The sequence below is a fragment of the Corynebacterium sp. MSK012 genome (assembly GCF_030232435.1).
GTDB classification, from domain to species: Bacteria; Actinomycetota; Actinomycetes; order Mycobacteriales; family Mycobacteriaceae; genus Corynebacterium; species Corynebacterium jeikeium_D.
Window position 1 is genome coordinate 56,608 of sequence record NZ_JASPJU010000009.1, and the last position, 12,112, is coordinate 68,719.

The following is a 12,112-nucleotide window of genomic DNA, read 5'->3' on the forward strand; positions in this document are numbered from 1 at the left end:
TCATGACTGAATCCCGCCGCAGCCGAAAAATTCTGACGAATCGGCGCGGCGGGTTTTCGCTGCCACCATATGATTCCTTCAATCTTGGAGATCATGTCGGCGATGACCCGTCCGCAGTCGAACGCAACCGCCAGCGCTTGGCCGATTCTCTGGGAATCGACCGTGCCCGCTTCGTCTATATGGAGCAGCTTCACACCAACACGGTCACCGTCGTCAACGAACCACAAACTGAGCCTGTCCCGGCTACCGACGCCATCGTCACGACCACGCCGGGTCTCGCGCTGGTAGTACTCGTTGCCGATTGCGTTCCCGTCTTGCTTTCCGACGATCATGCGGGTGTCGCCGCTGCGGTACACGCAGGGCGGACCGGCGCCCGCAACGGAATCGTTCGTAAATCTGTCGAGAAGATGATTGAGCTCGGTGCCACGCCCGAGAATATCCATGCGCTTCTCGGTGCGGCAGCTTCTGGCCACAATTACGAGGTGCCTGAGTCGATGGCCGATGACGTCGATAAGCATTTACCCGGAGCGAAGACGCGAACGAAGCAGGGGACTGCCGGTGTCGACGTGCGCGCCGGCCTGATGCGTCAGCTCTATGACCTCGGTGTACGGCATGTCAATGTCGAGCCCAGCTGCACTATTGAAAATGAGCAGTACTTTTCCTACCGGCGGGAGGGGAAGACTGGCCGTCAGGCGGGCATCGTAATCCTGCCCGAGCAGGGCTAAGTTTCAAAGTTGTAATTTTGGCGCGCCAAATTTGCGCGTGTCTATGCGATATTGCTGACCCAGCCGGTAGGTTGTGGGTAGCACAGACTTAAATTCGCACACTAAGAAGGACGTAGCAGAAGATGGCTGATTTCTTCCGTGGGGTTTCAAATTTCTTCGGTCTTACCCCGACTGATGACGCGGCTTACGACGAGCACTACGACGAGTTTGACCGCCGTGACGAGGAGCGTTTTGATGACTCCTATGCCGACTCGCGTCGTGCGGAGCGCCACCGCTACGAGCTGCGCGAAGAGGCTCCACGTGAGACTGCAAGTGTGAACTCCCGCGAGGAGGACTACCGCTACGGCAACCTGCACTCCGTTGCTGAGACCAAGGAACCGGAGCAGGTCTTCATCAAGCCGGAAAGTGGTTTCCAGGACAAGTACTCCAAGGCTCCGGACATCGGTTCGCACTTCCGCGACGGTGACATTGTCACCTTCGATCTGAGTGAGCTTGACCCATCTGAGGCTAAGCGCTATGTCGACTTCGTTGCTGGACTGGTTTTCGGTCTGCGCGGTCGAATCAAGGCTGACGGCTCCGTGTTCACCCTGTACCCGCATGGCTGCGATGTCAACGAGGGCCAGTTCGACCGGATGTCTGGCTAGTCAGCCGGCTCGCATGGCCTGTTAGTGTTTCGTATTTCGATTAATTAGCTAGACTGTTTATTCGTGTCTTCACTACTGCTAGTTCTGCTAATCCTGCTGAAGCTTTTCACCTATCTGCTGTTGGCTCGCATTGTGATTGAAATGATTCAGTCATTTTCTCGCTCTTGGCGACCAGGCAGGGTGTTTTCGTCGATTGGCGAAGTTGTTTTTGTCATTACCGACCCGCCGGTGAAGCTGTTGCGCCGACTCATCCCGCCTATGCCGATGGGCAACGTGATGGTGGACATGTCTGTGCTTGTTTTGTTCTTCATCCTTATGATTCTGCGAATGGTGCTGCAGGTAGCTCTCGGCGCGGTGGCGTAAATATCGCTAACTGTTTGCTTGGGATCCACAATGTGGATTTCGGTGGAGCTGTGTTGTTTTGACTGTCCCGAATGCGATGTTCTCGGGCATTGAATTGCCGCCGGGGGTGTTAATCGGGGGCAACAATAGGAACCCGTTGGGGATTGTAATCCCCAATGGGTTTTTATTGTGTCGGGGGTAAAGTTCTGTGGCTAAAGGTGCAGGGTAAGGGCGAGGTTTAACGTTTTACTAGAACTTTGCCATTGGTTAGAACGTGGGGGATAGAGTCCTGCCCAAAATAAATGGGGTGAGGACTGTGACTAGAGCAGGTAGGATTGGCCGGGTAAACAGTACTACTGGAAATAATTCTCTTAAGATTTCTTAAGAACTGTCCGCTCAAAGTGTTAGGGGAACTCACCATGCCGTTGACTCCGGCTGATGTGCATAATGTGGCTTTCAGCAAGCCTCCGATTGGCAAGCGTGGTTACAACGAGGACGAGGTCGATCAGTTCCTCGACCTCGTGGAGGACGCACTGGGTGAGCTCCAGGATGAAAACGCTGAGCTGCGCCAGCGGGTTGAGGACCTTGAGGGTCAGCTAGAGCAGGGTGGCGGCGCAGACTACGCTGCTTCCGGTGCTGCCGCTGCGGCGCCGGCTGTCGATGAGGACAAGCTGCGCAAGGAAATTGAGCAGGAGCTGCGCGCTGAGTACAACGAGCGCCTGAGCGCTCAGCAGCAGGAGATTGAGGCTCACTACCAGGATCGTCTGGATGCTCTTGAGAAGCGTGCTTCTGAGGCAGAGGCTTCTGCACAGCAGGCTTCCTCCGCAGCTGCGGAGCAGCCGCAGGCAGTTGCAGCAAGCACCGGCACCGAGTCGCAGGAAGTTAGCCTCCGCGCTGCTCGTATCCTGCAGGCTGCTCAGGACACCGCTGATCGCGTCACCACTGACGCCGACGCTGAGGCCAACAAGCTTGTCACCGAGGCTCGTGAAAACGCTGACCGCACCGTGGCAGAGGCCAATGAAGAGGCCGAGCGCACTATCACCAACGCTCGCAATGAGGCAGAAGCAACTTTGGCTGATGCCAAGAAGCGCAGTGAGCAGCTGTTGGCTGATGCCCGTAACGAGTCTGAGTCGACCCTCACTGACGCTCGCCAGCGCAGCGAGCAGATGATCAGCGACGCAGACGCTCGCTCTAACGCCACCATCACCGCAGCGCAGCAGAAGGCAACCGCGCTGCAGGACGATGCAGAGCGCAAGCACCACGAGATCATGACCACCGTCAAGGAGCAGCAGACCGCTCTGGAGGGGCGCATCGAGGAGCTGCACATCTTCGAGCGCGAGTACCGCACTCGCCTGAAGACCTTCCTGGAGTCCCAGCTCGACGACCTGAACTCTCGCGAGTCGGCTGCCCCGGCCGACGGCTACAACAACTAATTACGTAGCCAACACGTAGAAAACCACCACGCTCGGCTCCCCAGGGAGGGGAGGCAGAGCGCGGTGGTTTTTGCTATCTTTCCCTGTGAACCAATCGCATTCTTTGTTCCGGTCAGGGTTGTAGTAGTTGCCTGAGACACTGCTATACTGACACCCATACGCGCAATGAGCCGGCCATCACCGGGGAGCGTTTCGGAAGAACAGTCCAGTAGAAAATGGGCCCAGTAGAACCGAACGGTTTGGCACCGTTACAAAGCCTTATTAAATAAGCGGGCTATCGCGTGAAGCCGCATGGTTCTTGTTCGCAAGAACCGTCGTAAAGCGTGATGCCAAGCGGGGTGGTACCGCGCGAGACTCCTTTTCAGCGTCACCAGTAACAACGCTGAAGGGGCTAGGCATGCGTCCCCGTGGTGAGTATTAATGATGTTCGACCACGGAAGTGACGTAGAAACGGTGTCTAATTCGAACGATGTAAATGCCTCTGCTGAGGCCACTCCGGCAGGTGGCGCGTATCCGCGCACTGCTGACTTTGGTAAGTACACCTCCAGCCCGAAGTTTCCGGAACTGGAGGAAAAGGTTCTGGAGTACTGGGGCAAGGACAGCACTTTCCAGGCCTCTATCGATCAGCGTAATGGTGCTGACGAATACGTCTTTTATGATGGCCCGCCGTTCGCCAACGGTCTACCGCACTACGGTCACCTGCTGACCGGTTACGTCAAGGACATTGTTCCGCGTTACAAGACCATGCGTGGCTACCAGGTTGGTCGCGTCTTTGGCTGGGACTGCCATGGTCTGCCGGCTGAGCTGGAGGCAGAGAAGCAGCTCGGTATTAAGGACAAGGGCCAGATCGAGGAAATGGGTCTGGCTAACTTCAACAAGTACTGCGCTGAGTCGGTGCTGCGGTACGCGGGCGAGTGGAAGGAATATGTCACTCGTCAAGCGCGTTGGGTTGATTTCGACGGCGGATACAAGACCATGGACATGAGTTACATGGAGTCCGTGATCTGGGCCTTCAAGGAGCTCTACAACAAGGGCCTGGTCTACCAGGGATTCCGCGTGCTGCCGTACTCCTGGGCAGAGCACACCCCGCTGTCCAACCAGGAGACCCGCCTGGATGACTCCTACAAGATGCGGCAGGACCCGACGCTGACCGTGACCTTCCCGTTCACCGGCGCCAAGGCAGGCTCGGCAGCGGAGAAGACGCTGGCGGATAACCCGGTGCTCGCTGACACTGCGGCTATCGCATGGACCACCACGCCGTGGACGCTGCCGTCCAACCTTGGTCTGGCCGTGAACCCGAAGGTCACCTACGCCGTAGTTAAGGTCAGCGAGGATTCCTCCGTGCCGGAGTTTGCAGGTAAGAACTTCCTGCTGGCAGAAGCACTGATTGGTGCCTACGCCAAGGAATTGGGCAAGGAACACGAGGTCGTGGCTACCTTCGCTGGTGCTGACCTGGAAGGTCTGACCTACCAGCCGATCTTCGACTACTTCGCAGATCACCCGAACGCTTTCCAGATCATGGTGGCCGACTATGTCACCACCGAGGACGGTACTGGTGTGGTCCACCAGGCGCCGGCCTTCGGTGAAGACGATATGAACACCTGTAATGAATACGGCATTGATGTCATCATTCCGGTGGACATGGACGGTAAGTTCACTTCGCAGGTGCCGGAGTACCAGGGCAAGTTGGTCTTTGACGCCAACAAGGACATCATCCGTGACCTGAAGGCCGCTGGCCGCGTCGTCCAGCACCGCACCATCGAGCACTCCTACCCGCACTCCTGGCGTTCGGGCGAGCCGCTGATCTACATGGCACTGCCGAGCTGGTTTGTGTCCGTTACCAAGATCCGCGAGCGCATGGTGGAGCTCAACCACAACGAGATTGAGTGGATGCCGGAGCACGTCCGCGACGGTCAGTTCGGCAAGTGGCTCGAGGGCGCACGTGACTGGAACATCTCCCGTACCCGCTACTGGGGATCGCCTATTCCGGTGTGGGTTTCCGACAACGACGAGTACCCGCGTGTCGACGTCTACGGTTCCCTCGATGAGCTGGAGGCGGACTTCGGCGTTCGCCCGACCACACTGCACCGCCCGGAGATTGACGAGCTGGTTCGCCCGAACCCGGACGACCCGACCGGTAAGTCCATGATGCGCCGCGTCCCGGATGTCTTGGATGTCTGGTTCGACTCCGGTTCCATGCCGTTTGCGCAGTTCCACTACCCGTTCGAGAACAAGGAGTGGTTCGAGTCCCACGCACCGGCCGACTTCATTGTGGAATACATCGGCCAGTCCCGCGGCTGGTTCTACCTGCTTCACGTCCTGTCGGTTGCACTGTTCGACCGCCCGGCGTTCAAGAAGGTCGTCGCCCACGGCATCGTGTTGGGCGATGACGGCAACAAGATGAGTAAGTCCAAGCGCAACTACCCGGACGTCAACGAGGTCTTCGACCGCGACGGCTCCGACGCTATGCGCTGGTTCCTCATGTCCAGCCCGATTCTGCGCGGCGGCAACCTGATTGTCACCGAGCAGGGCATTCGCGAGGGCGTGCGCCAGGCGCTGCTCCCGATGTGGAACGCATACTCGTTCCTGCAGCTCTACGCTTCCAAACCGGCCGAGTGGTCGGTAGACTCCGACATCATCCTGGACAAGTACATCCTGGCCAAGCTTGCAGCAACCGTCCGTGCTGTTACTGAGTGCCTGGACAACACTGACATTGCTTCTGCCACCGATGAGGTCCGTCAGTTCTGTGACGCACTGACCAACTGGTACGTGCGCCGCTCCCGCGACCGCTTCTGGGCCGGCGATGTCAAGCACCCAGAGGCCTTCAATACCTTGTACACGGTGCTGGAGGTTCTCACCCGCGTGGCTGCTCCGCTGCTGCCGATGGCCACCGAGGTCATCTGGCGCTCGCTCACTGGCGGCCGCTCGGTGCACTTGGAGGATTGGCCGGACGTCGACAAGCTGCCGACCGATGACGAACTCGTTGAGTCCATGGACATTGTCCGCAATGTCTGCTCGGCAACATCGCGCATCCGCAAGGCCAACCAGCTGCGTAACCGCCTGCCGCTGAAGAATCTGACCCTGGCATTCCCGGATGCCGAGCGTCTGCGTGAGTACACCGACATCGTTTCCTCCGAGGTCAACGTCGACAAGGTGGAGTTCACCTCCGACGTGGACTCGGTGGGACGATTCGAGGTCTCCGTCAACGCTCGCGTGGCCGGTCCGCGCCTGGGTAAGGACGTCCAGAAGGTCATTAAGGCTGTGAAGTCTGGCAACTACGAGGTTGTCGACGGCACGGTTGTCGCCGATGGTATTCCGCTGCAGGAGGGTGAGTACACCCGCAACCTGGTCGCGATCTCGCCAGATTCCACCGCTGAGGTCGACGGCGTCAATGGCCTGGTTGTGCTCGACACTGAGCTCGACGAGGACCTGGAGTCCCGCGGTTGGGCCGCTGACCGCATCCGTGGTCTGCAGGATGCCCGCAAGAACGCTGGCCTTGAGGTCACCGACCGCATTTCGGTGAAGTTGCAGGTGCCGGCCGAGCGTGAGGAGTGGGCCAACCGCCACGCTGACCTCATCGCCCGGGAAGTTCTCGCAACCGCTTTCGAGGTCGTCGCTGGCGGAGAGTCCCTGAGCTACGATGTGGCGGACGGCTGCTCGGCGGATATTGCCAAGCAGTAGGGGAGAGTAATCTCTATGCCGACTTCCGGGCGGTGGGTTCTGCACATCGACATGGACGCGTTCTTCGCGTCCGTCGAGCAGCTCACTCGCCCGACTCTGCGCGGGCGGCCAGTTCTCGTCGGCGGGCTGGGTGGTCGAGGTGTGGTCGCCGGTGCCTCCTATGAGGCCCGCGCGTACGGCGCGCACTCGGCTATGCCGATGGCTCGCGCACGTCGTCTCATGCCACCGACCGCAGTGACGGTCAGCGCGCGCAAGGGCATCTACGGGCCGGTGTCGCGCCGCGTGTTCTCTGTAATCCGCGAGCGCGTGCCCGTGGTCGAGCAGCTCAGCGTTGACGAGGCTTTCATGGAACCCGAAGAGCTTCAGGGAGCCTCGAAGGAGCAGGTCATTGCCTGGGCGGAGCAACTGCGGGCAGATATCCGGCGGGAGACCGGCTTGGCCTCGTCGATAGGCGCGGGCGCGGGCAAGCAGTTCGCGAAAATTGCGTCAGGCCTGGCGAAACCCGATGGCGTGTACGTGCTGGACCCCGCACGCAATCACGAGCTTCTACACCCATTGCCGGTAGAGAAGCTCTGGGGCATCGGCCCTGTCACCGCTGCAAAATTGCACACGCTGGGTGTGGAGACGATCGGTGATTTTGCCGCCATGTCCCAGCGCGATGTCGAGGTTTCGCTGACATCCAAAACCGGTGTGATGCTGTGGCAGCTGGCGCAGGGGACGGACGATCGGCCGGTTAAGGAGCGAGATGTCGCCAAGTCTGTATCGGCGGAGTACACCTATCCTGAGGATCTGGAGTCGCAGGCCCAGCTCCACGCCGCCATCGATCGCGCGGGTGAGTCCGCTTTTCGACGGCTCAAAAAAGATGGCCGTGGTGCTCGCACCATCACTTGCAAGGTGCGTCTGTCTGACCTGAGCATCCATACCCGATCTGAGACGCTCGCCTACGCCACACAGGATTTCGACACCCTCATGGCAGTGGCGCACCGAATCGCGTTCACGCCCGCGGAGGTCGGCCCAGTGCGACTGGTGGGCGTCGGTTTCTCCGGGCTGGATTCGCACATACAAGAAGTCCTGTTTCCTGAGCTCGACCGCGCTATCACCGTCGAAGATCGAGTGCCAGCACCTGCGCTTTCCGACGCTCCCGCCGGCCTGGTCGAGCTATCCGGAACCGGTGCGTTGCCGACCGTTCGGCTTTCCGATTCCAAGTGGGCACCTACCTCGGATGTGCACCACAGCGAGTATGGACATGGTTGGGTACAGGGTTCGGGGCACGGGATTGTGACCGTCCGCTTTGAAAGCCGCACCAGTGGCCCCGGGCGCATGATTACGCTGAAGGAAGACGACCCGGAGCTGCGCCCGTGCTCCGCGGTGTGCAGTTTGGACTGGCCGGAGTGGCTGGCATCCGACGAAGCAGCAGCTCTCGACTTGCCGCAACCTGAACGGGAAAGCGAAGACGAACTCGGCCCCGACGCGGATGCTTGATATGGCTGACTGCCTCGATGCCGTTCGCGGCGCTCTGTTTATGCGCTGTCCGTAAACTGGGGCACTATGACTACCGAATCCCGCATTGCAGAGCTCGAGGCAGCTCGCCGCGCCTCGTTGCGCAACACCGATCGAGATCCGAATCCGTCGACCACACTTCCCGACGACGGTCTGGATAACCGCCAGCGCATGCTGAACGGTCAGTGGTATATCGCCGATCATCCGGAATCACAGGCTCTGAACGTGCGAATTGGCCAGGTGGCCGCTGAATTTGAGGTCGCATTCCGCGAAGACCAGCAGGCAGCACAGCAAGTGCTAGCACCGGCACTGGGGTCTTTCGGAGAGAGCAGCACCGTTCGCCCGCCGATCTACCTGGACTACGGCGATAACATCCACATCGGCGACAACGTTTTCATCAACTTTGGGCTCACCGCACTTGACGTGGTGAAGGTGACAATCTGCGACTATGCGCAGCTCGGGCCCAACGTACAGCTGCTTCCACCAGTACACCCACTGGGAGCTGAGGCCCGCGCCGCTTATCTAGAGTCTGGAGATGAAATCATCATCGGACGCAATGCCTGGATCGGTGGCGGAGCCATCATCCTGGGCGGTGTTCACGTCGGCGACAATTCTGTGGTCGCCGCGGGTGCCGTGGTGACTAAGGACGTTCCCGCGGGCGTAGTTGTGGCTGGAAACCCGGCGAAAATCATCCGCATCATCGAGGCGTGAATTAGAACAGCGTCTGCGGATGCACATTCGCAGCCAGCGCGGCGGCGAGAATGATGCGCGCCTGCGGTGCATGCACGCAACCAGCGCTAATCACACCGTGCCGAGCCAGCGTCGCACCGCCACCGGCACCGCCGTAGGCGGCGTGGACATCACCGCGCGGAACGCGCGTTGCCATCACGACGGTCACATCAGCCGCAATGGCCCGGTCAATGGCAGCGGCAAACTCATCGGAGACATTGCCCGACCCCAGGCCCTCTACGACAATGCCGCGTGCACCGGCGGCGACTGCCGAATCCAGCAGTGATCCATCTGCACCCAAGTAGGCGGGGATAATCTCTACCTTCGAGCCCGCCAAAGCCGCCAGAGGCAGCGGATCTGGACGAACCGGCTCCTCCGGTGCATTAGTGGCAAAAGCCAAAGGATCGGTTGTGTGCCACTTCGTCGCACCTCGTACCGGCAAGACTGCGTGGCCAAAGACAATAAGAACGCCAATTCCCTGCGCAGAGGCATCGGAAGCAATGGTCACGGCCTCAAAGAGGTTCCCCGGTCCGTCGGTTTCCGGATGATCATAGGGAAGTTGTGCACCAGTAAAGACAACCGGACGCGAGTCAGCATGGAAAATATCGGCAGCCATGGCCGTTTCCTCCATCGTGTCCGTGCCATGAGTTACGACGACACCGTCCACGGAGTCGTCATCAAGCACTTCGTGAATAGCGGCGAGAACACGGTCAACGTCGGTGAACGCGAGATTCGACGAGTCCAGCATCCCGAGCTCACGAACCTCCAGCTCTAACATGCCCTCTGGATAACGCTGCGCGACCGCTGCGACGAGCTCCGTGCCCGAGATGGTCGGGGTTAGCGCACCGCTGCGATCCGTGGTGCAGGCGATGGTGCCGCCGGTGGTGATGACAACGATTCGGCGAGGGGAGACCGTGCTAGACGAGGCCGAGCTAGCCGGGGAATGATCCTGAGTCGACATGTCCACCATCTTACCTAGGCGATGTTTTGGCCTTGTGTAGGATTATGGAAGGCGTGAAGCCAGCGAATCTTCATGCAGATTTTATTGGAGTAGTGCACATATGAAAGTCCCCTGCAACCAGCGCGTTAGCGGAATGCGTTGGCGCACAGCGCGTGGTGTGACAGTAGCGGCGATTGTCTCGGTCAGCGCACTTGGGCTCGCTGCCTGCGGTGGCGGCAATACTGCAGCGCCGACGACTGAATCGAAGACATCCAGCTCGGCGGAACCCGTCATCATGCTGCCGACGCGCGCAGAGCTTAACGACGTCCTCGCACGCCTTATCAACCCCGATTTACCTATCGAGGAAAAGGCGCTGACCATCGAGGACGGAGATACTGCCGGCGATTTCTTCGACATTGTCACCAATAGTGCCAATGAGCAGGAAATCAGCTTTGATGTCATTGATCCGATCACGCCCGGCTTCACGACGAAGCAGGCCGTAGCCGGTGTCAATATCCTCCGCCCGGAGGAAGATCCGATGCTCGTGGATCAGGTGGACTTCATTTACAGGGATGGCCGTTGGATGCTGAGCAAGGAATGGGCCTGCAACCTGGCATCGACGCTTGATCCGGAGCACAAGCCTGGGTTCTGCCTCGCGCCGGGCGAAACCCCTCCGCCGCCGCCTGAGCCGGAGGAAGAAGCCCCAGTTGAAGAGGCTCCGGTTGAGGAGGCCCCAGCACCGGTCGAGGAGCCAGCCCCGGCTCCGGCGCCCGAACCACCCGCTGAGGAAGTTCCGCCTCCTGCACCTGAACCGCCGGCTGAGGAGGTCCCGCCTCCTGCGCCGGCCCCGGCTCCGGCTCCGGCGGAGGACGCGCCTCCTCCGCCTCCACCGGCTTAGGCGCCGTCGGGCCAGGTATCACAGCCTAGTCCGGTCGGGTGCACTGGGCAGACAAAAGAAAGTGTCTAGGTTTATGACAGTTCCGCCCATTTTTTGGGAAGAAAAGTGACATAAACCTAGACACTTTCTCGTCTTCTAACCTTGCGCTGGCCAGAGCTATTTCTTCTGGGCTACTTCTTCGACCCGCTGCCGTCCTTAAACTCCAGCCCGCGGTGCGTCTGCTGAGTGATGCGCACATCGGAGTTGCCGTCGCCGTAGGTCACGGAGGTCACAAAGTCGATGTTGCCCTTCATCGGAAGCGGCTTAGTCAGGTCGATGGTGACGCGGTCGGCAAGCATGTCAGTCGTGGCCTCGACAACCTTCAGTGCACCCTCGCCGCCAGTGTCCAACTCGGTGACTGTCGGAACCTGCTTGACATCGACCTTCAAATTAACAATGTCGCCCGCACGGCTGAGCAGGGTATAGGTCACTTTCTGCGTCATCGTGGTCTGGCCTTCGACCTCGCTTTCGACCGTCCAGGTCGCATCCTTTCCGATGTCCTCGGAGGGGAAGACGATAGGTACGGAATGCAGCTGCTGCAGCGCCATCTCCACGCCAGCGCGAGCGGTGTCGGTCGCCTTCTCCGGCGCTCCCAGTTTGAGTTCCTTGACCTCACCAGTGGCCGTTGTTGACCAATCAGAGATGAAGCCCTGCGCGGTCGCGATATCCTCATTCAGCTCATCGTTGGAGCCGTGGGGTTTACCCACCTCTGACGTCACCACACGAGTATCGTCATCGCTGGTAACAGTACTAGTCAGGGGGATTTCCAGGCGGGTGTCCGGGAAGGTCTGGTCGCTATCGGCGTTTCCGCCACGCTGCGCGAAGCCCTGCGTCACCGCCACGGTCGACTCCTGCTCTGCACCGTCGTCCTTCCAGCGCACGCTCGCCAGCTCACCGCTACCAGCACTGGTCAATTCGACCTTGGGTTGTGCAACGTCCACGGGTTGCGTTTCCACCGAGCTTTCCGACGAGCACGCGGCCAATGACACCATAGTGGTAGCGGCAACAACAGCGGTGCCGACCCTCGCCAGCAGGCCATGCTTGGTGTGACCAGGCTGGTCGCTGCGGCTAGGTCGACGGAACCACGAGGAGGTGGTGTCTCCTGCACGTCGTAAAGCAGTGGAGGCCGGAACAAACTGAGATTGGAAACGTCGAGTCACACCGGTTAGCGTACCGGTTTC

General features: G+C 59.7%; 10 protein-coding genes. 8 read left to right on the forward strand and 2 right to left on the reverse strand.

The features are described from left to right. Positions 1–2 precede the first annotated feature (2 nt). The 7 genes from pgeF to QP977_RS07500 all read left to right on the forward strand — a co-directional run bounded on the left by pgeF (position 3) and on the right by QP977_RS07500 (position 9,036). A complete protein-coding gene (pgeF, locus tag QP977_RS07470; RefSeq protein WP_070652765.1) occupies positions 3–725 on the forward strand; it encodes a peptidoglycan editing factor PgeF in 723 nt (240 codons plus the stop codon). Between the two features lie 122 nt (positions 726–847). Further along, positions 848–1,369, forward strand: a complete 522-nt coding sequence (gene sepF, locus QP977_RS07475; RefSeq protein ID WP_048731168.1) for a cell division protein SepF — start codon at positions 848–850, stop codon at positions 1,367–1,369. A 63-nt stretch (positions 1,370–1,432) separates the two neighbouring features. Next, complete coding sequence (locus QP977_RS07480) at positions 1,433–1,732, forward strand: YggT family protein (protein ID WP_048731166.1); 300 nt, start codon at positions 1,433–1,435, stop codon at positions 1,730–1,732. Between the two features lie 398 nt (positions 1,733–2,130). Continuing rightward, positions 2,131–3,144, forward strand: a complete 1,014-nt coding sequence (locus tag QP977_RS07485; protein ID WP_049170271.1) for a DivIVA domain-containing protein — start codon at positions 2,131–2,133, stop codon at positions 3,142–3,144. Between the two features lie 420 nt (positions 3,145–3,564). Beyond that, positions 3,565–6,825 carry an isoleucine--tRNA ligase gene (ileS, locus tag QP977_RS07490; protein ID WP_284847226.1) on the forward strand — a complete coding sequence of 1,087 codons (3,261 nt, stop codon included), beginning with the start codon at positions 3,565–3,567 and terminating at the stop codon, positions 6,823–6,825. Between the two features lie 15 nt (positions 6,826–6,840). Then, positions 6,841–8,307, forward strand: a complete 1,467-nt coding sequence (locus QP977_RS07495; RefSeq protein WP_049170273.1) for a DNA polymerase IV — start codon at positions 6,841–6,843, stop codon at positions 8,305–8,307. Positions 8,308–8,373: 66 nt separating this feature from the next. Then, positions 8,374–9,036, forward strand: a complete 663-nt coding sequence (locus tag QP977_RS07500; protein WP_083310801.1) for a sugar O-acetyltransferase — start codon at positions 8,374–8,376, stop codon at positions 9,034–9,036. A 1-nt stretch (position 9,037) separates the two neighbouring features. Here QP977_RS07500 and QP977_RS07505 read toward each other — a convergent pair whose 3' ends face one another. After that, positions 9,038–10,015, reverse strand: coding sequence for an asparaginase (locus tag QP977_RS07505; RefSeq protein ID WP_069359185.1), 978 nt, complete (start codon positions 10,013–10,015; stop codon positions 9,038–9,040). 100 nt (positions 10,016–10,115) lie between these two features. Here QP977_RS07505 and QP977_RS07510 point away from each other — a divergent pair, with 100 nt between their 5' ends. Continuing rightward, positions 10,116–10,892 (forward strand): WKL family lipoprotein, encoded by a 777-nt coding sequence (locus QP977_RS07510; protein ID WP_069359184.1) that lies wholly within the window; start codon positions 10,116–10,118, stop codon positions 10,890–10,892. A gap of 170 nt (positions 10,893–11,062) precedes the next feature. Here QP977_RS07510 and QP977_RS07515 read toward each other — a convergent pair whose 3' ends face one another. Beyond that, positions 11,063–12,091, reverse strand: coding sequence for a hypothetical protein (locus QP977_RS07515; protein WP_242458677.1), 1,029 nt, complete (start codon positions 12,089–12,091; stop codon positions 11,063–11,065). Positions 12,092–12,112 lie beyond the last annotated feature (21 nt).